The sequence below is a fragment of the Streptomyces sp. NPDC102462 genome (assembly GCF_044765425.1).
Lineage (GTDB): Bacteria > Actinomycetota > Actinomycetes > Streptomycetales > Streptomycetaceae > Streptomyces.
On the sequence record NZ_JBIWKB010000097.1, the window covers coordinates 1 to 23,002 of the forward strand.

The following is a 23,002-nucleotide window of genomic DNA, read 5'->3' on the forward strand; positions in this document are numbered from 1 at the left end:
GCGCTCGACTACATACCGCCCGCCGAGTACGAACGCGACTGGTGGCGACAACAGGAAGCCACCCCGCAGTCCGCCTGAAACAAGACCGCCGGACTGTACGAAACTCGCGGCAGCGAGAGTGCCGTATGCCGAGTGGTAGGAGCGTGCGTAGCTAAGTCCGGTGGCGAAGTCGGCCTCGTTCTCTGCGGGCCGGGCAGCGGCGTCACAGGCTCGGTCTGCGCTCAAGCCGATTTGGGCGAGGAGGTCCTGCTGGTCGGGCTGGAGTGTGTCGTACTGGGCGCACTGGTTGGTCAGCCACGTGGCGAGTGTGCTGCTGGTGCCGGGGAAGCCGGCCGTGGCGTCCAGGACGTGACCGTCTTGGACGTGGGTGTGTGCCTGGTGCCAGGAGCGCTGCCACTCCAGGGTCCAGGGCGGGTTCCACCAGGGGGCGATCGCCGACAGTGCCAGCGCGCGGGAGGAGGGGGCGCCATGACGCAGTTGGTAGGCCCGGTCTTTGCTGCGCTGGTTGGCCAGCCACTGTCCTAGCTTGAATCCGTCCTGGACGGTGTCGGCGGTCGCGTTCACCAGCGTGCCGTGGGCGCGGGCATAGGCGCGTGCACCCGCGAGGGTGCGTTCGAAGTGGGTGGCCATGTGCTTGCGGCGAGGCCGGGCCGCCTGTACGGCCTCAGGGGTGAGGCCGATGTCTGACAGCAGGCGCTGTTGCGCGGGGTGCAGGTCGGCGTAGCCGGTGCACTGGTTGTACAGCCATTCGCCCAGACCGAAGCTGGTACCGGGGAAGCCGCGCTCGGGCCGCAGGCCGCCCCGGGCATGGTCGCGGGCTTCGTAGTACGTACGCTGCCACATCACCGTCCACGGCGGCCGCCACCACGGATCCAGCGCCTCGAGTTCCGCGACGTGCTCGGGCGGCACCGCCGGCGACTTCCGGTGGTTCGACAGCCACCGGCCCAGCGCAAACCCGTTGAACCGGCTGTGGATCGGTGCGGCAAGGTGGCCGTGAACGGCGGCGTAGGCGCGGGCGTGGGCCAGGCCGGTTGTGAAGGACTGGTCCGAGGTGTGTCGGAGTCCCAGGTGCAGCCGCGCACCGTCCGTCGTCTTCTCGTCCTGATGGGCGGCCTTCCGGTAGGCAGTGAGTTCGCGGGCGATGGTGCGAGGCCGGTGCGCCATGTGCAGCGTCCGCCCATGGCCCGCGACGGCAGAGCCAGTGCCAGCCCGTACGCACTGCTGCACCCACACCAGCAACGGACCTGCCGACGTGGATGCGAGCCGGCCAGACAGCCAAGGCCGCTCCGTGGCACGCGCCAGTTCGGCGACCAGACCGGGGGCGTACGTGAGAGTGTGCGGGAGATGTCCGCCGGTGTCGGCGAGCAGCCGCTGCCTGGTGCGTTCGTCGGTGAGGACCGAGGTGAGTGCGACGGTCTCTGGGTAGGTGACCGCGTCTCTGGTCAGCAGCCGCCACCAGCCCGGATCGGCCCCTGCCGGCGCACTCTGGCGTGCCCGTTGCGGCCACTGCTCTTCTTCGGGCCACTGCTGCGCCCACCAGGAGACGACCACGGCATGGGCGACCTCGAAAGCCTCAGACGCGTCCGGCCGATGGCGCAGCAACTGCAGGTGCCGCCGGTGCGCCGTGCCTATTTCCGGCAGTTCCGTCAGGTCGATCTGCTCGGTGTCGGCCGGTGCGCCGTCGATCCAGTGGGTGCCGAGCATCCAGCGCCCATGGCGCGGGCAGATGCGGGTGTGCGGCTGCAGATAGAGCCGGGCGGGCTTGGTACGTCCGGTGCGTGCGGCCGTGCACAGCCGGCATCCTTCTCCCGCGTCCGGCACCACGGCCCCGAAGCGGAACCGCCCGGCTGCCCCCGCCCCGTCCGGTGAGAGGGGTTCCTGGGCGGTCCAGGCGGGCAGGGCCCGCTGAAGGGTCTTTTCGGGGACGCGGCTGAGTACGGAGATGCGGGCGCGGGCTTCGGCGTTGAGGTAGACCTCGCCGTCCGTGCGGTAGCCCTTGAACAGGCCTCCGCCGATCTGGAGGAGTGCGGGGATGAGGTCTCTGACGCCGAGCCGGTAGCGGTCGGCCAGCCGGTCCAGGTACGACAGGTTCGTCTCGCCCCGCAGCGGTGCGAGCCGTACCGGCCCCGGACGTGCCGCTGCTGTCCGCGGCGGCTGCGGCTGTGGTGGAAGAGAGTCGAGCATGAGGGAGCAGAGGCCGTTCCTGGCGGGCTCGGATGCATATGCATCCGAGTAGTGGCCAAACGGGGGATCGGGACGGACGGTTGAGGTAGACGACGCCGGTCAGGGCTGGCGTTGCGAGGGCATCCGGTGGCGGTGCGGTGCCCGGGCCCGTTGTTCGGCGGCGCTGTCGAGCTCGATCTGTTCGAGGAGCTTCTTGGTGATCTTCTCGGTGCCGTCCAGCAGGGACACGAGGGCGGCTTCGCGGATGAGGTGGGAGAGGCTGCCCATGCGGCCGCCGGTGCGGGCGTGCAGGTAGGCGGCGTGCGTGACCAGCGTGCCGGGCCGGTGATGGCGCAGCCGCAGGGCGCTGTCCATAGTGCGCATCAGGTCGTGCCAGATCTGTTTGTCCGCGCCGCTGCCGTAGCGCAGGGGCTGGTTGCGCACGATTTTGAAGCGGCCGGCGAGCTGGGAGCCGCGCACGCCGGTCAGCAGGGGTGAGGATTCGACGTCGATGCCGGAGTAGACGAAGGTGGCCGGGATCCGCTCGCCGAGGTACTTCAGCTGGTCGGAGGTCTCGGCACCGGCCCGGCTGCGGGTGTCCATCAGGTGCACGTCGTCGACCAGGACGAGCTGGGTGCCCAGCTCGCACAGCAGCTCGCACACGGCGTTGGTGATCTGAATCTGATTCATCCGCTCCAGCGTCGGCAGGCCGAGGAAGCGGGCGAACTCGCTGATGAGCATCTTCGGGGTGGAGGACGGCGGCACAGTGATGAACAGCACCGGCAGCCGCCCGTCCTGGTTCGGATGGCGGCGCCGGTCGGCGAGTTCCACGGTGCGGCCGAGCTGCTGCATCGCGGTGGTCTTCCCGGTGGTGGCCGGCCCGGAGATGATCAGGCCGCGCCTGGCTCCACCCTGCTGGCCGCGGTTGAGCAGCAGCAGACGGCGTACCGCGGTGGAGATGGTGTCCATGGCAGGGGTCTTCAGCACCACGAACCGCGCGTGGTAGTCCTCCCGCTGCTCCAGCGTCCATTCCTGGTCGCCGGCGTCCCGTGCCGGGGCGTGAGGCGTGTCGACGAACTGCTGCCACCCGTCCCACGTGGTCAGCGGACTGAAAGTGCTCGTGGTGGCGGGCTGGACTGTTGTCACCATGCCTGGGCCTCCATGTACGGGTCGTAGATGCGCAGGCCGCCCGCCCCGGCGGCGTCCGGCGTCTGCTCAGAGGCCTGGTCCCGGGCCGTTTCGGCCGTCGGCTCGGATGCTTCGGCCTCATCGGCGTGGCCTGCCGCGGTGTCCTGTCCGTCGGCGAGGCCGGCGAGAAGGTAGTCCTCGTCGTCCTGGTTGTCCTCGAGGTCGTCCAGGCTGTCGTCGGTGTCCCAGCCGCCGGGATCATCGAGCGGGGCAGTGAAGGAGCCGGGCAGCCCGAAGGAGGCCCCCGGCGCGAGAGGTGCAGGCCACTGCTGCGGGGTGGTGGCGGGGGAGGGATCGGTCATCTGCGCGGCCGCCTGGGCCCGGGCGGCTACCGTCCGTTCTCGCCTGCTGCCCAGTCCCTGGCCGGCACGGCGCAGCAGCGCATCGAGTGCCTGGGCGATCGCCGCCTCGTGCTCTTCACGGCCATGCCGGCGTTCCACGGTGCGGCGGACGTGGTCGAAGGTGAACGCGGTGAACGGGCGCCTGACCGCCCCCGCGTGGACCCACGGCACCTCGAGCCATCCCTCGGGCAGGCGCACCCACACCCGGTTCGGATCGTAGGGGTTGTGGTGGACCTCCCAGCGTCCGTTCTTGTCCGCCCGCGCCGAGTGGCGGCGCCGGTAGGGGTTCAGGCCGGGGTGGTCGTAGGTGCGGTAGCCGAAGCGGATGCCGTAGTCGTTGATCGCCTGCCACCGCAGGGGCAGCAGTTCGACGTAGTCGTCGGCGGACAACGGCACCGGTACGTGCCCCGTCACCGCCACCAGCGCCGCCCACATTTCGTTGGGTGAGACGGCGACCCGCGGCATCATCGGGTGCCGCAGCGCCTCGTGCCGGCGCTCCTGCCACCCGCAGATGACCCACTCGTCCAGCAGTTCCTGAAGCTGCGCCAGGCTCCAGCAGGCATCCTGCTCCGTGGCCGCGCCCCGCTGGGAGACGTCCGAGCCGGTGTGGCCCGGCAGGTACTGGCTGAACCCGTCGGCGATGGCACGGAAGGTCCGCTCCACGTTCCCCTTCGCCGGGCCGTTCGCCGGCGGCACCGGCTGCACCGACACCCCCAGGCTCTCGCACGCCGAGACGAACGATGCCGACACATACACCCGGCCCTGGTCCACGACCACTGTCTCCGGCGTGATCACCGGCCGGGCAGCCGCCCCCTCCAGCCGCGCGTCCAACGCGATCAGCCGCTCATACGGGATGACCGACCGCTGCATGGACAGCGCCGCGTCCCAGCCCGGCCGCATCGCCGTCGGCATCACCATCTGCGCCAGCAGCATCGCCGCATCCACCGACGTCGTGCCCACCGGACGCACCACCGCCGCGCAGATGCTGCGCGTCGCCACATCCAGCGCGATACACAGTTCAAGACGGCCGGTCACACCGTCGTCCAGCACCGCCATAACGTCCAGCGGCGTGCTGTCCAGCATCACCAGCTCACCCGGCCGCAGTGCAACCGTCGGTGTGAACGGCGGCGCCGGCCGCGACACATGCCACCGACGCTGCGCCGCCGTCCCCAAAAGGCCCTGCCCGTCGGCCACCGCGTGCACCAGCCGGTTGAACGTCGACGCCGGCGGCAACGCCACCACCCCGGCGCCGTACTCCTCCTCCAGCAGCCACCCCACCCGGCGGCGCAGCCGCACCAGCGTGCCCGTCGACCGCTCCCGCTGCCCCTCCAGCACCTTCCTGATCGCCGCGACCACCCGCTCATCGGCCCGGCCCACCGCCGACCGCTCCCGCACCGCCCGGCCGTCCACCAGCCCCCACAAGCCCTCGCTGCGGTAGCGCGCCCGCATCCGGCGCACCGTCGCCGCACTCGCCGCCCAGCCCGCCGCCGTCAACTCCTCAGCCTTAGCCTGTTCCCGCTGCGCCAGGCTCCGCAGCGTCGGGTCGAACTGCTCCCGCGGGGCGCCCTGCTCGACCGTGTCAGGGAAGCCGGTCTCCACCTCCCGCACATGCCGCTGCCACGCCAGAGCCCGCTCCCGCACCTGCTCCGGCAGCGCCTCCAGCAGCCCGAAGGGCGGCACCCTCCCCGGCGCCGGTCCGCCTTCCACCTCGAAGGACGGATCGGCGAACAGGTAGGGCAGCAGCACCACCGCCGAGGCGCCCTCGTCGGTCACCAGCGTGGCCCGGGCGCCTTCCAGCACGGCGAGCGTCCATACCCGTCCGTCGTAGCGAAGACGCGCCCCGACCTCGACAACCGCCTGCGTCACGCCGCTCCGGCCTCCTGCCGTGCGACCGAGACGACGGCACGCTCGTGCAGCGGTTCGTCCAGCCGTACCCGCAGCACCCCGCTCCACAGCGCGTGAAACACCGCAGGCCACACGGCGATCGGTTCACCGAGGTCCCGCACGGCCTCCACCGCCGGCCGCGGACTGCCGAACGCCTCTGCCAGAGCCGGCATCCCCGGTCCTGCCGCGTACCGGGGATGCCGGTAACCCGCCAGCCACCGCACATTGGCCACCAGCACCGGGTCCGGCGGCCCCGCGAGCCGGTAGGACCAGCCCGCTGCCTCCGCGGCAGCCGCTACAACCCGTGCCCGCGCCGCCAGCCGGGCGGAGGGGCCGCTGGGTCCCGCGCAGTCGAGCAACAGGCCACTGCCGTCCTGAAGCCTGGCCATCAGTTGCGGCGCATGACCGACGACGTTGCCATCCTCACGCCACACCAGCTCCACCGGCCGACAAGCCAGCGCCACCACCGCCGGTTGCTGGTCCAGCAGCATGAGCTGGGTCCGCATGACGCCGGACCCGTACGCCACCAGCCGCCCGGTGGTCGACGACCACCACCACCCCGGAGCGACACGTCGCCCGTACCGGACGGGAAACGACCGGATCACGGGACAGTCCTCGAAGACGACGTCCTGCGCGGCCTCGAGCCACGCGATCTGATGTGCCTTCCCCAGAGGATCCCGAAAGCACGCGTCGACCCGGCCGGTGTCCACGGCTGCGACGGGCACCTCGAAATAACCCGCCGTATCTGCGGCCCCACCATCAACTCCGCAATGCTCCATACCCGAAGCCAAGTACATGAGCAGAAGTGCAGATGTTCCGATCCTCGCCGCTCACTCGAACGAGTGAGAACCGTGCGCTGGTGGCGTGATGTCTGCGGTGGGCCCGGCAGGATCCGGCTGGGCAGCAGCCCGGAGTTCGATGTCCACGACGGCGGAGGCGACTTCGTCCTTGCGCCACTGCTCGGGGGAGTTGTGGCGGACCAGGCCGCCCGCGTAGGCCATGCGCAGCAGTTCGGCCTTGGTGTGGTTGCGCATCAGCTCGTTCATGCGCGCCAGGCCGCGGGCCGCCTCGGCTTCGCGCTCCTGGTCCGTCATCGCGTCGGCGTCGCGCTGCTCCGGCACGGACGTCTCCGTCTGCGCCGGCTGCTCGGAGCCTGCCTCCGTGGGTGCCGGGCCTGCCCAGTCGACGCCCAACGCGGCCAGGGCGTCCCGCTGTTCGGTGCTGAGCTTGTCCCACCTCGACTTGGTGTTTGAGACCCATACGCCCAGTTTCACGATCACCGGTTCCATCTCGCCGTCGATCGTGATCTGTTCGCTGTGGCCGCGGGGCACGGGCCGGTTCGCGCCTTCCCGCTCCACCCACTGCGTGAGGGCCGCCAGGCCCCGCTGGAAGGCCTGCTGCGCCTTCGTCGGTCCGCTGGCCGCGCGCTTGGCTGCCGGGGCGGGAGACGGCGCCTCGGTGGGTTTGATGCCGAGCGCGGTCAGCCGCTCCTGCTGCTGGGTCGACAGGTGCGCCCAGGTGCCCGGATTCTTCTGCCGTTCCAGCCACTTGCCCAGGTCGTCGCCCTCGAACAGCACGCCGGGTGCGATGTCGGGGAGGTCGCCGTCGGCGTCGACCAGGTCGGCGAGGACGCGGTAGTGGCGTTGCCAGTCCAGCGGCCACGGGCAGTCCCAGTCCGAGTCGATCGTGGCCAGCTGCTTCGCGCGCTGTGCCGCCCGCTTCGGGTCCTTGCCCAGGCCGTTCTTCGCGCCCTTGCGGCGGAGGTTGGCCATGTGCTGCCCGATGGGCACCATCGCCTCGCTCTCGCCCCACACCTGGTCCTGGCGCGGTGCGAGGTGCCCGGTTGCCCGCCGGTACGAGCGCAGGGCGGCAAGCTTGTTCTCCCACGCTTCCTCGCCCGGCTCCCAGACCATCCCGGCCTCCGGCAAGTCGAGCAGCGTTTTACGCCGCTCCTCCAGCTCCCCGGCCCGCAGCGCCTTCCGCTGCTGGTGGACCCATCGGCCAAGCGGAAACGCCTTCGTCGCCCCGACTTCGACCTCCACGTCATAGGGCACGGCGTAGACGCCGGTAATCCCGTTCTCCGCCCGCCACCGCAGCAGCGCCTGGTAGCCCTCCAGCCACACCAGCGACTCCGGCCGGTACACCCGGGTCCGCAGGAACGCCGCGATGGTCGCCGCGTCCCGGGGAGAGGAGAAATGAAGCAAGGCGGACTCGGCAGCGGCGTCGGTGTCGTCCTGGTCCTCGCCGTCGCTCTCGCCGCTAGCCCCGACGATCCGTCCGTCCTCGTCACGCTGCACGTGGACTTTGCGCTTGCCGCTGGTGAGGGCGCGGGAGGCGAGCTGCTCGACCAGGCGCTCATCGTGACTGCGCAGGCCCTGGAGCACGGCCACGAGCGGCTTGAAGCTGGCGGAGGCGACCATGTCGGTTGGGTCCTCGCCGGGCTCCAGGAACACCGGCACGATGATCCTGGCGACCTTGGTGGAGCCGTCCTTGTTGAGCCGGAGCGCGCGGCCGATGTTCTGCACGATCTCCACCTGCGAGCCGCGGGTGTCGGCGAAGCAGACGGCCTCGACTCCCCGTTCGCCGGTGATGTCGACGCCTTCCCCGAGGACGCGAACGCTGGCGAGGAAGGCGCGGTGGGCCCGGCGCCCGGCTGCGTCGATGCCGTTGGCGAACTGCCTGATGACCTCGCGCCGCTCGGTCACGAGGTGGTCGCCGCACAGCCAGGCCGACCACACGCGGTCCGGCGGGACGTGGCGGCCGGCCTCGAGTTCGTAGAACTCCGCGTCGATGGAGGACTTCGGCAGCTTGTCCGCGGCGGCCAGGTCGTCGTCCGAGGCGTCGTTCATGTACAGCTCGGCAGCGGTCTCCGGGAGCTTCTCCGCGAACGCGGCGGCTTCCTCGACCTTCTGGTGGAAGGTCATGACCGTACGCAGGTTGTGCGCGGCGGCGTGCTCCAGGAGCGCGGTCTGCAGGAGCGCCAGGCGCCGGCCGCGCCGGGCTTCCTCGGACTCTCCGAGGACGGGGGAGGGGTCGCGGATCTCCAGGACGTCGATCTCGAACCCGGCGAGGATCTCCCGCTCGATCGCCTCCGAAAGCCCGAGCTCCGCGAGCCACGCGCCGTACGTGCCCTCCGGGTCATCGGCCATGGTCGCGATCTCCGCCTCCTGGCCCTCCGCGCCCTTCTGAGGGCGGGCCGCAGCGAGGATGCGCGGGGTCGCAGTGAGGTAGAGCCGGAAGTCCGCCGGGATCCGCTGGTTGTCATGGATCGCCGCCCACGGCCGCCCAAGATCACCGGCCGTGCCGTGCGCCTCATCCACGATCGCGAGGTCGAAGCTCGCCATGCGCTGGCCGTAGAGCCGCTCTCCGCCCACCAGAGCGGCCTCCAGCGGCCCGCGAATCTTCCGCTGGCCCTCGGGTGCGTCGATGTCCTCGCGGTCCACCAGGGAGGCGTACGTGGCGAACACGACGACCGGCCCGGTCCCGGCCCAAAGCGAGAGCTGGATCGGGTTGGCAGTAGTCCGCACGCCCAGCTCCTTCAACACCGGGTCATTCTCCAGCGAACACACCGCGACCATCGGCGCCTGATGACCCACCAGACGCCACACCTGGGCCGTCTGCACCAGCAGGTCCAGGGTCGGGACCGTGACGAGGATCCGGCTGTTGGGGAAGCAGTCGCGCGCTGCCCAGGCGGCGGTGATGGTCTTGCCCGACCCGGTCGCCGAGACGAGGGTGCCGCGTGCGCCCCGGGGGGAAACGGGGGTGCGCTCGGGGTGGCCGGCCCAGGCGCGGATGGCGGCGACCGCGGTGACCTGGTGCTCGCGGAGGTGGATCATCCGAGCCGCTCCTCTGCGTGCGGGGTCGGTGAGGCTTGCGTGGGAGTGGGGGCCGGGCGGACTGTGGCGGCCTTGCGGCGCCGGTGCTCGCGCTGGGCTTGGGCCCGGGCGCATTCGCGGGTGCAGTACTTGATGCCGCTGGTGCGGTTCTGGCCGTATTCGGCGCGGCCGCGCTGGCGGACGAAGTCCCGCCCGCAGGTCTCGTTCGCGCAGGTGCGGATGGTGGCGTCCTCGGCGAGGTGGTTGTACAGCTGGAGGAAGGCGGCGGAGAGGATGGAGGGCTGGCGGTCGGTGAGGCTGCCCAGGCCGACGCTGAAGGTGGCGAGGTTGTAGCGCAGGGCCGACCGGAGCAGGGCCAGCCGCAGGCCGAGGGTGGCGGAGCGGAGCTCGTCGAGGGTTTTGGGGTATCCGCTGTCGTCGTGGTCGTTCTCGGCTGCGATGTCGGCCAGGTGCTGTTCGGTGACTTCCGTTTCGACGAGTTCGTCCAGGCCGCCGGGGCGACGGCATGCCAGCCATGTGGCGATGGCGGCCTGGGCCTCGCTGATGTGGAGGCGCACGAGCTCGCCGTGCAGGGACCAGGGGCCATAGCGGGGATGTTCACGCTCCTGGAGTTCCTGCAGACGGCTGTGTTCGTCGTAGTCCCAGCTGCTGGCCTCGATGCTGCCGCCCAAGTGCCCGTACTGGTTCATCCAGCCGGCCACGGTGGCCAGGTCTGCCGGATCCACTTCCATCAGCTCGCGCAGGTAGAAGTCGTCCGGCAACGACGTCCTTTCGACGGCCCGGTCGAGGTCCTGAACAGCCCACACGATCCAGTCACCCTCGGCCCGGACCCCGTTCATGGGTGTTGTGAGGTTCGGCCGTGATGTCGCCGGGATGTTCGGCGTTGTATGTCACTGACGTGTAGTTGTATTCGTGCTGCTCAGGGGTAGTTGAGTCGGTCGATCATGGTGACAGTTCTCCGAATATTGCAGTGACGTGAATCCGTACCGGCCGGTGTCGGGTTCGCCGTGTCTCCTTTGTCTTCTTGATCTTCGCGGGGCCGTCCGGGTGTGCGGAGTGTGTCCGGCGGCCTGGCAGGTGCCGCGGAGGCTGGCTGGTCCAGATTCCCGCAGCAGTACCGAAGACCCCCGTTAGCACGCGCGTCCGTCGAACTGGTGGGAACGTTCTGCTGTCACCCGCCCGAGTGATCGGCTGGGCGGGGAGTCCACGTGCGTCTCATAGTCTCGGGTCAGACGCACCCGTCACACACGTGCGTCAGGTTGAACTGCCTTGTATCGGAGCGTTGTTGGGGGCTTTTACGTGATCGCCGTGCCGTTATCCGCCCGCCCACCCCAGGGGTGCCGGTACCGGTGACGACGCTGGACGGCGCCTGGCAGGAGGGCTTGGGGCGGCATCGGGACGAGCTGCGGCCTGCTGCTGTGGCCCGGCTGCTGCAGTTGCGTGGTGCGGGGGAGTTGACGACCGCGCATGTGCGGCTGGTCGCCGAGTCGGTAGGCGTGAGTGTGCGGCAGGTGTGGCGCTGGCTGGCGCAGGCGGAGGAGACCGGTTCCACGGAGAAGCCCGAGCGCCGGCGGTTTCGGATCACCGAAGAGATCATCGATGTTCTCGCCGACCACCAGGGGAATGTGAAACGCGCCCATGAGCATCTGGTGCGCGAAGCCCGGGCGGCGGGCCAGAAGCCGATCGGTCTGACCACGCTGCACGACGCCATCGCCCGGGATCTTGACCCCGGTTTCATGGCGGGTCTGCGCCAGGGCATTCCGGCCGCCCGCGGTTTCGATCCCGCGTTCCGGCGGCCGGTGGTGGCCCGCAATCAGGTATGGGAGGGCGATCACAAGCAGGCGCCGCTGGTGGTGGCGATGCCCGACAAGAAGCTGTCGAGGGTGTGGGTGACGTGGTTCGAGGACCGCGGTACGGGCTATGTGATGGGCTGGGCGGTCACCGCCGGCAGTGCGCACCGCGGGTCGGTGCTGGCGGCGGTGCGCTCCTCGGTGCTGCGGGAGGATCCCTACGGGCCGGCCGGGGGACTGCCTCAGCTGGTGCGGGTCGACGGCGGTGCCGACTTCATGTCCAAGACCGTCCGGCGAGCCTTCGGCCTGCTGGGGGTGCCGGTGCAGCGGGTGCGCAGTGCCCGTCACAAGGGCGGTATCGAGCGGTTGAACCGCACCAGCATGACCCGCTTCTTCGCCGATCTGCCCCGCTATACCAAGGCGCCTCTGCTCGATCACCGCAGCCGCGTCGGCGATGAGGATCCGCCGTTGACGTTCGAGGCGTTCGTATCGCGTCTGGGGGAGTGGGTCACCGAGCACAACACCCAGCACGTGGTGCAGCGCACGGGCATGACGCCGCTTGAGGCGTGGCTGGCCGACCCTACCGAGATCCGGCCCGAGCCGAGTGCGGCGGAGCTGCGTGCGTTCATGCTGGAGAGCGATCATCGGCCGAGGAAGATCACCAGTCACGGGGTGGAGTTCGCCGGGCGCTGCTACATGCCGGAGAACGGCGTGGGGCGGATTGGGATCCAGGTGCGGGTGCGGTGGATGCCGCACCACAGCCACGAGATCGACCTGTACACCTACCGCGGCAACCGCTACATCGGCCGTGCCTTCCTCAGCGACGAGGCCGATGAGGAACTGCGCGCCAAGGTCCTTGACGGCCGCCGGGAGCACAGTGCTGAACTGCGCCGGGCCTTGCAGCGCTCCGGTGAGCGCAGACGCGACCGTTATCTTCCGGCTACCGAACCCCAACTGCCCGCCTCGGCAAGGCGCATGACCAAAGAGGAGGCGCTCGCCGAACTCGCGGGCACCAGCCGGCGAGCGCCTGCCGCTCCTCGCCGCCGCGCGGAGCCTTACTCGCCCCTGACTCCCGTCCCGGCCGGCTGGGTACGCCCCGGCAAGTCCACTGGCCCCGCCGATCCCTCACACAAGGACGCGTCATGACTACTGCACCCAGGCGCAAGCACGTGGCCCAGCGCCGCGCCGAGCCGGCCGTGGGCCCCTCCGTCACGGCGCCTCGCCGCCGGCCCGATCTGCGTCCGCAGTTCTTCCTCGACATTCCCAACTCGCAACTGGTCGCTACCGACACGCTTCTGCAGATCAAGGACACCGTCGTCGACACCGTCGAGTCGCGGGCGATGTCGGTGATCTACGGGGATGCCGGGCTGGGAAAGAGCTTTTCCACCCGGGCCACGATCCAGGAGATGAACCCGGATCTGATCCTGCCGCTGGACTTCGCGCGCTCCCGCCCGGGGCCGAAGGACCTGCGCGAGGAGCTGTTCCACCAGATGAACCTGTCCTGCAAGATGCCCGGCACCCCGACCGCGTTCGACAAGCTGCTGCGCGAGACCCTCCCGCGGCGCCCGTATGTGATCGTGTGTGACGAGGCCCAGCAGTACCGGCGGGAGAACTTCGAGTTCCTGCGCAAGCTGTGGGACACCTGCGACCCCAAGCCCGCCATCGTTTTCGTCGGCGGCCGGGAGGCGTACGACACGCTGCAGAGCGACCCGGCGCTGGCCTCGCGGATCTACATCCGCCTGGAGATCCTCGCCATGTCGCCCGAGGAGGTCCTCAAGACCGTCCCCGACTCGCACCCGGTGTGGCGGGACGTTGACGAGGCGCTGCTGAAGCGGATCGACACCCAGTACGCCGACGGCTCCTTCCGCGAATGGGTAAGAATCACCAAGCACGTCCTGAAGGGCCTTCAGTACTTCGGCGCGGAAAAAGTCGACGACCGGGTCGTGGACTGGGCCCTGGCACGGTGCTGACCACCGCGCCCTGCTCGCGAGCCGTCTGGGGCGAGACGGCAGCAGCAGAACCGTTCGCCGTCGTGGACGGCGTTGCCCCGCCCGGCCTGCACTTCCTCGCCGTCCCCGGCCTGCGTACCCTGCTCACCCCGGGCATGCTCGCCGTGGGCGAGGCGCTCGCCGACGCCTGTGCCCAGCGGCGCTTTGTGTGCGTGCTGGGTGATGCCGGCATCGGCAAGACCTTCGCCGTCCGCACCGCGGCACACCGTCTCGGCGCGGCTGTGCTGCTTGACCTGCGGGCCCAGCCCGCGCCGGCGGACCTGCGCGCCGGCCTTCACGGCGCGCTCCAGCTCACCGGCACACCGCCTGCCGACCCCGGAGCCGCCGACACGCTGATCCGCCGTGCCCTTGCCGACACACCGCGGATCGTCGTCGTCGACGACGCCGACCGGATGTCGGGCTCCTGCCTGGAGTACCTGCGCTTCCTTCACGACGGCACACCCGGCGGGCTGTGCGTGGTCCTGATCGCCGGGCAGCGGGGCGAACGGCACTTGCGCGCGCAGCGGATGCTCGCCACTCGCACCGCCGCCTGGCTTCACCTCGGTGCGCTCACGCGCGACCAGATCCCGAAGGCGGTGCCTGCCCTGCACCCGCTGTGGCGAACCGTCGCGCCCGGCGACCTTAAGGCGCTGGACGCCCGCTTCGCCGGCGGCAGTCTGCGCCGCTGGGTCCTGCTCACTCACCACACCCGGCGGGCGCTGGCCGCCACCGGCGCCGCGGCGCCCGATGCGCGCCTGCTTAAGGCCGTCGTCGACCGCATCGACACCCCGGGCCGGCGCCCATGACCACACCCCCTCGTGTCCCAGAACAGCCTGCGGCACCGGCGGTGCCGCCGGTGAGGCTGCTGCTGGATAGCGACGACGACCACGCGGTGCACCGGGCCGCCTACCAGTGGGCCGATCCCGCCCGGGGCCGGATCACCGTCGATCCCACCCCGCACACCACCAGCCCGGCCTACCTCGCGCTGGACGTACTGCGCGCCATGGGCCGCGACACCTTCTCCCGCGAGGGCGCGGAGCGGATGTCCACCGACCCGGCCTGGCGCGCGCTGGCCTGCTGGACCCTGGCCACCGGCCTCGCCGAGGTCATCGTGCTGCGCGCCCACCGCCTGACAGTTGAGCGCCTGCGCCGCCTGGCCGCCTGGCGCGCGGACACCGGCATCCGCCTCACGCTCCTGGCCCATACCCCGGAGCAGGCTGACTTCCAGCGCCTGCTCGAGCACCTCGCCGCCGCCCATCTGATGGACGTGGTGACCGTGCGCGGCACGGCCGCCATCCTCGACGCGATCGGCCCGGCCGCCGCCGATCGCCGGTACGGCCCGCCGCCGCTTGATCACGCCTACCCGCTGCCCACGATGCCCCGTAGCGGGGTGGCCGCGTTCCGCGCGGACTGCTGGCGCCGCCAGAACGCCACCGACTTCGCCCACACCGACGGCCAGTACCGCGCCGGCTACGCGGCCGCCCGCACCTGGCTGGCCCGCACCCAGCCACCCCCACCAGCCTCGGTCGGCGGCATCGAACCTGCCGACGGCACTGCTGCGCCCACTCCCTTCAGCCTGCACCAGATCGAGGCCTTGCGGCTGTTCCTGGCCCGGCTGACCGTCTCGAGCCCCAGCGCCGCGCACACCGTGGCCCGTGTGCGCGGCGCCCAGGCCGGCTTCCTGTCCCGCTCGCTGCTGCTCAACGTGCCCGATGACCTCACCGACCGCGCGGGGCCCGGCATCACCACCGTGCCGATCACCCCGCGCACCGTGCACACGATCACCGTGCGCCTGCCCAACCCGCTGCGCGCCGCCGCCATCGCGGCCCTGCTGTTCACCGGCACCGACACGTCGCTGCTGTCGATGACCCAGATCGGATCCGTCGACGAGGCCCAGACCACGGTGGCCATCGACCGCGACTCGCGGATCCACATCGGCGAACCTCCCGGGCCCCGGCACATGTACGCGGTCCCGCCCCGTGCCCGGCCCCTGCTGCGCGCCGCGCGAGAGTTCCGCCGCCGCACCCCGCGCACCGCCGAGGGCCATGGCCTGTTCGCGAACTGCTTCGGCACCACCCCACGCCTCGAAGCCCTCATCGCCGACGCCGGCCTTGCGATCCCCGCCTTGGACCACCCCCACGCCGGGGACGACTGGCACACCGCCGCCCGCTGCTGGCACCTGCACACCCCCGCCCCACCCGCTCCTGATGTTCTGCCGCGCCTTGGGGAGTTACGCCCGTGACCGACCAGATGCCGCTGCCCGGCGGCACGTCCGCGGTCGCGTTCGACTGGAAGTTCCTGCGCACCCGTGCCGCCCAGTGCCGGCTCAGCGACGAGGACCTGACCGCGCTGACCGGCATCCCCACCGCCGACTTCGGCACCCGCCTCACCCCGCACACGCTCCCCGCCGCGGCTTTGTTCGCCCTCGCCCGCGCCTTGAACACGTCTGCGGAATCCCTCCTGCGCCAGGGCGGACCGGCGCGCCGTGCCGCCCCGGCGGCGGACGACGACGCCACTGTGCTGCACGCCGCCCTGCTCGAGGCCGACCGCATCCACCCCGACGACCTGGCCTCCGCGCTGGAATGGACCCCGCACCGCCTTCGGCGCGCCGCCACCACCCTGGCCGCCCACCTCGAACGGTCCGGCAGCCCGCACCGGCTCGTCCACACCGGCACCGCCATCCACTTGATCTGCGTGCCGGACCTTCTCACCGGCAAGCAGCGGCAGAACCTGCATGACTGCGGCCACACCGCCGCCACTCTGGCCCCCGGCGAAGCCGCCTGTCTGGCCCGCCTGCTGCACCACACCGCCCACGGCCTTACCCCCGACCTGCCCGCCGAGCAGATCCCGCGTCTGGCCAACCGGCGCCTGCTCGCCCCTGACGGCGAGCAACCCGCTCCCCATCCGGACGTGTTGTTCGGCCTCGGCCTGGCCGCCTTCCCCCTCACGGACACCAAGGCCGCCGCCGGCGGCTGCGCGTCGGTGCCCGCCACTGCCACGCCGCCACCGCCAGGAGCGTGATGATGTCGCCTGCGGCTACGGCCGCCGCACCCGAGACCACCAGCGGCGCGTGGAAGCCCACTTGGTCACCCGGCCACACCAGCGCCGGCCTGACCCCGCTCACTGTGGTGCACGACCCTCACGACGACTACGCCTTCATGACCGCCGCGCTGACCGCCCACACTCCGGCGTTGGGCCGTATCGCCGTCCATCCCACCCCGGTGGCGAGCGCTCCCGCCTCCCTGGCCCACGACCTGCTGCGCAGCCTGGGCAAGCACCTCCCGCTGGCCGGGAGCGAGGATGGCACGTACTGGACTGGCAGCACCGAGACCGCCTGGCGGGCGGTCGCCGCCTGGATCTTCGCCTTGCGCATCGATCACGTCATCGTCACCCGGACCCATCGCGTCAGCCCCCGGCACTTCGAATACCTCTTCGCCCTGCGGGAGCTCACCGAAATCCGCCTGACCCTGCTGTGCCACGGACCCCTCCCCGCCGCCCTCGCCACCGCCCTGTCCGTGACCAGGCACGAAGAGGCGCACACCCTGGCTGCGGCCCACCGCGCCCTGGGCACGTCCGCTCCAGCACCGCCCGCCGACCGGTTCGCATGGTGGGAGGCAGGCGAGCAGTTCCCGCCCCGCGAGGGCGAGCCGTGCTTCCTGCTGCCCACCCGCCGTACGCCGGGCCGCGGCGTGATCGAGGCAGCCTCCCGCCGCCTGGGCCGTACGGTGCTTCCCCTGCCCGCGGCCGGCCGCTTCCCGCCCGAGCCCGACGAGCCGACCGTGCTCCTCGCGCACCGGCTGCATGCGCGGATCGCCCATCCCGTGCACGCCGCGGCGCTGGCGGTGCGTATCTTCACCGGCCGGCCGGCCGGGCAGCAGCAGGTGCCTGCCGTGAGGGCGGCCCCGCCGGCGGTGGCGAACCGTGGCCGGGAGGGTGGAACACCCACCTGGGCAGCAGACCTGATCGAGGCAGGGCGCCGCTTTCGGCAGTTGGAGGGGCGGGCGGACAGCGACCGCCCGCTGCGGCTGAGCCCCTGGGACCAGGCGGCCGTGACCGAGGCAGCCCAGGTCTGCGGCCTGCACGAGCAGCAAGCGCCCCGCCCGAGGCGGCACGTGGTCGCGACCGCTGCGCGATCCAGGCGGCCCGCTGCCGAGAATCGCAGCGCGGGCAGTGCACCCACGCCGATCCGGGCAGCATGAGGCCTGCAGGAACCCAACCGAAGACAACAGGGAGCAGACGATGGCTGAGCCAGGGACAGAACTGTTCGAGGCGATCCGCCGCGACCACCGCGCGGGCGACAGGCTGCCGAGCTCCCTGGCCACCCGGCACGGCGTGGACCGAGCGACGGTCAAGGAGGCGATCTCGACCGTGCTGCCCCTGCCGCATTCCCTCCCGGCCGACGAAGAGGGCCTGGACCAGGCCCGTCAGTTCCTGGATGCGCTGCTGGAAGAAGACCAGGCCAAGGCGCCCGGGGAGCGCCGCTCGGCCTTCGAGCTGTATGAGGAGCTGGACCGTCGCACCGAAGGGCTCCCGGTGCCCTACCGGTGGATGTGGGAGTACGTCACCGAGCGCCGCTCGAATCACACCGACGCCGGCCCGCCCCAGCCCCACGAGCGGACCTGGGCGGGCACTGTCCCCTCCGACATGCCTCAGTTCGTCACCGATCTGATCACCTGCGCGGTGCGTCACCTGGCCGAGCTGAAGATCGAGGGAACCTTGCCGGCCGCCGACGGTGTCGAGCTCGGCATGGTCTGCCTCGGCGCCGCCAGGGCCCGGATCGACCAGGCCCTGTGGGAACTCGCGCTGGTCGGACGCCGAAGCGGCCTGTCCTACGCCCAGATGAGCGCCTTCACCGGCATCCCCGAGGACGAGCTGGCCCAGCAGACCGAGCGCTATGACCGCCTCATGACCTCCTGAATCACCCGCAGTACGCCGTGTGCCCGACAAAGCCGCCACAGGTGCCCCAAGCCCGTCTTGCCGACGGCCAGTCCCTGACGCGAAGGGTTTCGCCCGCCGGCAAGAGCAGCGCTGGTGCAGCCGTTTTGGCGTGCTAGTTGGGGGGCGTCTGGCCGACGCGGTCCTTCCACTGGGCGCGGGCGTGGCCGAGGTGGAGCAGGGCGATGTACCACCACAGGTCCGCCTCGCCGCCGTCACTGTCGTCGGCGGCGGTGGTGCGCCGGGCCGCTGACTGGGCCTCCTGCAGCGCGTCGCTCAGGCGCCACCACCCCAACGCGCTGCCGTCCGGGAAGGCGACGCGGCGCCGGGTGGCCTCGCTGGCCGCTTCCCACAGGGCCTGGAGGGTGTAGCGCAGCGAGCGTTCGTCCAGCGCGGTGGGCTCCGCGTGCGGCAGGGTGGGGTCGATGGCGACGCGGCCCCAGGTGTTGATGTGCTGCGCGATGAGGGGCAGCGTGACCTGCCGCTCAGGGACGGGAGCCACGTCATCCGCACCCGCCGCGCGGGCGGCGGGTGCGTGGGGTGCGGGATCGAGCAGGCCGGCCTCGGCCAGCAGCCGGGCGACGGCCAGGCAGGTGTCCGGGCGGCGGTGGAAGGGACAGTGTTCGGGCTGCATCGGTGCTCTCCTGATCCGGTGAGCGGGCCATGCTAGCCCCGCCCGGTGTGCTGCGACGGTCCGGCGATTGGTCGTGCGCTCGCTGTAGGACGGGGGCGCTGTCACGGGCAGACTGGTCCTTTGATGAGCAGGTACGCGGAGGCGAAGCCGTATGCGCTGCCGACGGCGCTCGACGAGCTGAGCGGGCCGACGAGCGGCACGGTCGAGCTGCCCCGGCACATCGACTGGGGCCCCCGGTACGTGTACGACCTCGGCGATGAGGCCGACGTGATCTTGATGTACGAGCGGGTCATCCGCGAGTCCCCGTCCCCGGCCGACCTGATCGAGTTCCTGGACGCAGCGACACTGCGGCGCTTGTGGCCGGCTCTGTTCCTGCCAGGGCCGGCCCGGGCAGCGTGGCAGCGGCGATTCCCCGAGCTGCGGCATGGCGAGCCGGACCCGCCGTGTCGTGGATGATCGCTGCGCCGGGGGTCAGCGGCCGCGATGAGTTTTCCCCGCTGCCTCGGCCCGCGCAGTTCGTCGCTGACGCACGCGGCCGCGACGTCCCCCGCCCGCTGCCAACGGCGCAGGCGCTGTGCGGTCAGCTCGGCGCGCTCGCCTGCGGGTCGGGGTGACGGGGTGTCCGTGGGGCTGGGACGGTAGCGCCCGGCTGTGCGGGTGCGCGCGGACTTCAGCCCGTTTGGCTCGTCGCTGGAACCCGGGGCGCCTGCGCCTCATCGGCGCCGAAGAGGCGGCGGTACGCCTCGTCGTGCGTCACGCCGGCCGCTTCGCCGCGGGCCTGCCGCGCACGGTAGGCGGCCAGGGCCCGCTGTTCCTGCGGTTCGAGGGGGTCGGCGGCGCTGATCCGAATTGCAGCTTCATGGTCGGCGGGCTCCGTCATGCGCAGCACCTTAACGAACCGCACCGGCGGGGACGGCTCAGAACTGGCAGATCCGGAAGACCCCCGTTATCCGAAAGGACCCTAATTCACGGTTAAGTAGTTTGCTAATCCAGGGATAAATCTAGGCTAGGGTGGTGGGGGAGGTGAAGCATGCCGAGCGAGGAAGAGCTGTTCGCGGCCGTTGATGCGCTGCTAGAGGGTGAGCCTCAGTTGCCGCCGCCGGCGGAACGGGCCCGGCTGCGGGAGGCCGCCCAAGTCACGCAGGCGCGCCTCGCGCAGGTGCTGCAGTCGACGACGCAGACGGTGAAGAACTGGGAGGCCGGCCGCTCGGAGCCGCGGCCGCCGCGCCGGGAGGCGTACCTGCGGCTGCTTGAGGGCTGGGCGGCTAAATACCCGGCTCCCGACCAGACTGACCCCGCGCCCGCCCCGGCGGTGCCGGAAACATTCGCCCCGGCGCCAGCTGCGCCGCGGCGTCCGGCCGGAGATCCGCAGGACAGTGCACCGCCGGTCTCTGCGCCTGCCGCGCCCTCGAGCGCCCGCCCGTCGGTGACGGCCAGGAGCTCGGCGGGCACCAGGCCGACGTCCTCCACGTCGACGTCGCGCCGCGCCGCCAGGAAGGCCGCCGCGCCCGCGGGGGATCCGCGGTTCCCGCACGGGCCGCTTGCGGTGCTGGACGGCGACGGGTCGGCCTACTGCGTCGAAGGCGTAGTGCTCGACTGCCCGGCCACCACCATTCCGCAGCTGGTGGAGTGGACGCTGAAGGAGTCCGGGCTCGGCGCGCCCCGGTTGAACCGCAACGGCAAGGACGCCGACCCGCTGATCGTGCTCACCGAGGCGGCCGCCGTTCGGCTGGGGCTGCCCGCCCGTCTGGAGGACCGCCGGGGCCTGCGGCTCCCGGAGGACCACCTCGTGGTCAAGCAGCTCACACGCGCGAAGTGGAAGCTGACGCAGCGCGGCTTCGGCCCGTGGGCCCGCATCTACCGCCCCGCCCAGGGCGGGCAGCGCAGTTGCGTGCAGCTGGCGGTACTGCCGTGGGGCGCGCTGGATTCCCGAGCCTGGGGCGACGCCGGCCAGTTGCCCGCCGCGGAGCTGGCCCGCGTGCTGGGCGTCTACGCGACCCGCGTGATCACTCCGCGCGGCTCGGCCGCCGTGTGCGGCCTGGAGCTGATGACGAGCCTGCGGCCGCCGACCCGGGCCGCGAAGGACGCATCCGGTGTGTGGGTGTCGGCGCCGAACCCCGGCGCGCTCACCCAGCCCGTGGACCCGGCGCCGCCGGAGGCCCCAGCCGAGCACCCGGTCGCCCAGGGCTGGGAGGGCGGGTTCCTCGATGAGGAGGCCTACCAGTGGACCCGGGATGTGGCCACGTTGTCGGATGAGGAGTGCCTGCTGCCGTGGGCGGTCGGTGTGGACATCAACACCGCGTTCCTCGCCGCCGCCTCGCGCCTGGTCGTCGGCCTCGGCGCCCCCGTCCACGTCAGCTCGCCGGCGTTCGACAAGAAGATCCCCGGCAGCTGGCTGGTCGACCTGTCCCACATCGACCTGGACCCGCGCCTGCCGTCACCGTTCACCCCGTCCGGCCGGCGGCCGGACGGCCCGGCCTGGTACGCCACCCCCACCGTCGCCTACGCCGTCGAGCTCGGCTACGACGTCCGCCCGGTCGAGGCCTTCCTGCGGTACGAGACCGGCCCCTACCTGGACCCGTGGCACGACCGCCTCAAGGACGCCTACGTGGCCACGATGGCCGATCTCGGAGTGCCGGTCGGCAAGGACACGGACGAACGTGCCTTCCTGGCCGCGATGGAGCAGCTGGGGCAGAACGACCCCGGCCTGGCGTGCGTGCTGTCGGAGATCAAGGCCACCGTGAAGGGCGGGATCGGCAAGCTGCGGGAGCGCCCGCAGGGCCGGCACTACCGCGACGGTGAGCGCTGGCCCGCACTCGAGCGGCCGACCTGGCGCCCGGACATCCGCGCCGCGGTGATCTCCAAGGCGAGGGTGAACATGCACCGCAAAATGCTCAACACCGCGAAGGCGACCGGCCGCTACCCGCTGGCGGTCCTTTCGGACTGCGTCGTGTACGCCAGCGGCGAGCCGACCCCACTGGGGTTCCTGCCGCTCACCGACGACGGGCACGTGCTGCCCGGCTCCTTCCGCCTGGGCGCCACCCCGGGCCTGGCGAAGACGGAGGGCGTGCAGCCGATGCTGACGGCCGTGGAGTGGCTGGAGAAGGGCCTGAACCCGGCCCGCCACATCAAGGGCGGCGACGCCGTCCTCGACGAGGGGGAGTGAAAGCGTGGGCGACATCGACGACGCCCTGCAGCGCGCGGAGTACGAGGCCATCACCAAGGCCCCGCCCAAGACCCCGCTCGCCCAGATGCGGCTGCTGCTCAAGGCCGCCAAGGGCTCCACCAAGACGGTCGCTCAGCGCCTGGGCATTTCCCAGCGGCAGGTGGAGCGCTACCTCGCCGGCAAGGCCAAGCACCCCCGCCCTGCTCTGCAAGGTGCCCTGGAACGCGAAGTCCGCAAGGTGTGGCAGCCGCGGGTGCGTGCCCAGGCCCGCAAGCGTGCGGCCACCACCGCCGGGATCACGATCGAGACCAGGGCCCGGTTCGGCTATACCGCACCCATCGGCACCACCGACGACCCGCGGATGCGCCGGCTGACCGTCCACCTTCCCCCGGAGTACGCCGCGCGCCTGTTCACCGCCCAGCAGCAGGGCGCCGGCGACCAGCAGCTGAGCCGCATCGTCGCCGAGGGCCTGCAGGAAATCTACTTCAAGGACAACGGGTCCCGCGCCGCCGGCCTCGAAGTCGAGCTTGCGGACATCGACTTCTTCGATGCCTCCCTCGGCTCCTGACATGGCGCGGCCGGCCCGCGCGCCTACGGCGCCTGGCCGGCACCCGGCGCCGACTGGGCAAGGCGGAGCAGGCGCTCGGTGGTCTTGCCGGTCAGGCGGACGGTCGCCGTCGGCTCGGCATCGTCGGTGGGTCGGGGTGCGGGGGCGGCCGTGGGCTTGGACGGTAGCGCCTGGCTGTATGGGCACAGGTCACGGCCCGCACCCGGGATGTGGCGGTGCCGTGTCCGGTGTGCGGGACCTCTTGCGCGCTTGTGAACCGGCTGCATGTGTGTGCAGGGCATCCATGACCGCATGGGCGTCCGCACATCTCCACCGTTCGCCATTGGTCGGGTGCTTCACGATGTTGAAGCGGTCGGGATGGGAGGCGAGTATGGCGTGGACGGACCAGGAGGCCTCCTGGCTCCGCTGGGCCTCAGAGGGCTTCTCGAAACCGAATGTGGTGGCTGGGTTTGCGCTGGTCAGGCGTGATGCCGGGGCGGGTGAGGTAGATCCGGTGCGTCCGTGGAGGT

General features: G+C 71.4%; 18 protein-coding genes. 10 read left to right on the top strand and 8 right to left on the bottom strand.

The features are described 5' to 3' along the window. The 6 genes from ACIRFL_RS41525 to ACIRFL_RS41550 form a co-directional block, all read right to left on the bottom strand. A partial coding sequence (locus ACIRFL_RS41525; protein ID WP_404040253.1) for a Helicase associated domain protein occupies positions 1-2,184 on the bottom strand: 2,184 nt, incomplete at its 3' end. Between the two features lie 99 nt (positions 2,185-2,283). After that, positions 2,284-3,312 carry a TniB family NTP-binding protein gene (locus ACIRFL_RS41530; RefSeq protein WP_404040256.1) on the bottom strand — a complete coding sequence of 343 codons (1,029 nt, stop codon included), beginning with the start codon at positions 3,310-3,312 and terminating at the stop codon, positions 2,284-2,286. After that, a complete protein-coding gene (locus ACIRFL_RS41535) occupies positions 3,306-5,558 on the bottom strand; it encodes a transposase (RefSeq protein WP_404040259.1) in 2,253 nt (750 codons plus the stop codon). The genes ACIRFL_RS41530 and ACIRFL_RS41535 overlap by 7 nt, the downstream gene beginning before the upstream one ends. Continuing rightward, positions 5,555-6,373, bottom strand: coding sequence for a TnsA-like heteromeric transposase endonuclease subunit (locus tag ACIRFL_RS41540; protein ID WP_404040262.1), 819 nt, complete (start codon positions 6,371-6,373; stop codon positions 5,555-5,557). Before ACIRFL_RS41540 ends, ACIRFL_RS41535 begins: the two co-directional genes overlap by 4 nt. Before the next feature lie 33 nt (positions 6,374-6,406). Then, positions 6,407-9,412 carry a Helicase associated domain protein gene (locus ACIRFL_RS41545; RefSeq protein WP_404040265.1) on the bottom strand — a complete coding sequence of 1,002 codons (3,006 nt, stop codon included), beginning with the start codon at positions 9,410-9,412 and terminating at the stop codon, positions 6,407-6,409. Beyond that, positions 9,409-10,251 (bottom strand): hypothetical protein, encoded by an 843-nt coding sequence (locus tag ACIRFL_RS41550; protein WP_404040267.1) that lies wholly within the window; start codon positions 10,249-10,251, stop codon positions 9,409-9,411. Before ACIRFL_RS41550 ends, ACIRFL_RS41545 begins: the two co-directional genes overlap by 4 nt. 510 nt (positions 10,252-10,761) lie before the next feature. Here ACIRFL_RS41550 and ACIRFL_RS41555 point away from each other — a divergent pair. From ACIRFL_RS41555 to ACIRFL_RS41585, 7 genes are read left to right on the top strand one after another with little or no spacing between them, the layout of a single operon-like run. Then, a complete protein-coding gene (locus ACIRFL_RS41555) occupies positions 10,762-12,348 on the top strand; it encodes a Mu transposase C-terminal domain-containing protein (RefSeq protein ID WP_404040270.1) in 1,587 nt (528 codons plus the stop codon). Beyond that, positions 12,345-13,172, top strand: coding sequence for an AAA family ATPase (locus ACIRFL_RS41560; protein WP_404040273.1), 828 nt, complete (start codon positions 12,345-12,347; stop codon positions 13,170-13,172). The genes ACIRFL_RS41555 and ACIRFL_RS41560 overlap by 4 nt, the downstream gene beginning before the upstream one ends. Then, positions 13,166-13,996, top strand: coding sequence for an AAA family ATPase (locus ACIRFL_RS41565; protein ID WP_404040275.1), 831 nt, complete (start codon positions 13,166-13,168; stop codon positions 13,994-13,996). Before ACIRFL_RS41560 ends, ACIRFL_RS41565 begins: the two co-directional genes overlap by 7 nt. Before the next feature lie 50 nt (positions 13,997-14,046). Then, the gene (locus tag ACIRFL_RS41570) at positions 14,047-15,432 is read left to right on the top strand and encodes a hypothetical protein (RefSeq protein WP_404040278.1); all 1,386 of its coding nucleotides are present in this window, start codon (positions 14,047-14,049) and stop codon (positions 15,430-15,432) included. Next, a complete protein-coding gene (locus ACIRFL_RS41575) occupies positions 15,429-16,211 on the top strand; it encodes a hypothetical protein (protein ID WP_404040281.1) in 783 nt (260 codons plus the stop codon). The genes ACIRFL_RS41570 and ACIRFL_RS41575 overlap by 4 nt, the downstream gene beginning before the upstream one ends. Beyond that, the gene (locus ACIRFL_RS41580) at positions 16,211-17,389 is read left to right on the top strand and encodes a hypothetical protein (protein ID WP_404040284.1); all 1,179 of its coding nucleotides are present in this window, start codon (positions 16,211-16,213) and stop codon (positions 17,387-17,389) included. The genes ACIRFL_RS41575 and ACIRFL_RS41580 overlap by 1 nt, the downstream gene beginning before the upstream one ends. 40 nt (positions 17,390-17,429) lie before the next feature. Next, positions 17,430-18,107 carry a hypothetical protein gene (locus tag ACIRFL_RS41585; RefSeq protein WP_404040287.1) on the top strand — a complete coding sequence of 226 codons (678 nt, stop codon included), beginning with the start codon at positions 17,430-17,432 and terminating at the stop codon, positions 18,105-18,107. A 133-nt stretch (positions 18,108-18,240) separates the two neighbouring features. On the opposite strand, the gene ACIRFL_RS41590 is transcribed toward ACIRFL_RS41585, so the two are convergent. Further along, the gene (locus ACIRFL_RS41590; protein WP_404040289.1) at positions 18,241-18,759 is read right to left on the bottom strand and encodes a hypothetical protein; all 519 of its coding nucleotides are present in this window, start codon (positions 18,757-18,759) and stop codon (positions 18,241-18,243) included. A gap of 123 nt (positions 18,760-18,882) precedes the next feature. Here ACIRFL_RS41590 and ACIRFL_RS41595 point away from each other — a divergent pair, with 123 nt between their 5' ends. Further along, positions 18,883-19,215: a hypothetical protein gene (locus ACIRFL_RS41595; RefSeq protein WP_404040291.1), complete on the top strand. Its 333-nt coding sequence runs from the start codon at positions 18,883-18,885 to the stop codon at positions 19,213-19,215. Between the two features lie 214 nt (positions 19,216-19,429). Here the strand turns inward: ACIRFL_RS41595 and ACIRFL_RS41600 are convergent, their stop codons facing one another. Further along, positions 19,430-19,639 carry a hypothetical protein gene (locus ACIRFL_RS41600; RefSeq protein WP_404040293.1) on the bottom strand — a complete coding sequence of 70 codons (210 nt, stop codon included), beginning with the start codon at positions 19,637-19,639 and terminating at the stop codon, positions 19,430-19,432. Between the two features lie 150 nt (positions 19,640-19,789). Here ACIRFL_RS41600 and tap point away from each other — a divergent pair, with 150 nt between their 5' ends. Both tap and tpg read left to right on the top strand, forming a co-directional pair. After that, the gene (tap, locus tag ACIRFL_RS41605) at positions 19,790-21,925 is read left to right on the top strand and encodes a telomere-associated protein Tap (RefSeq protein ID WP_404040296.1); all 2,136 of its coding nucleotides are present in this window, start codon (positions 19,790-19,792) and stop codon (positions 21,923-21,925) included. Positions 21,926-21,929: 4 nt separating this feature from the next. Continuing rightward, positions 21,930-22,493, top strand: a complete 564-nt coding sequence (tpg, locus tag ACIRFL_RS41610) for a telomere-protecting terminal protein Tpg (protein WP_362998316.1) — start codon at positions 21,930-21,932, stop codon at positions 22,491-22,493. Positions 22,494-23,002: the final 509 nt, after the last annotated feature.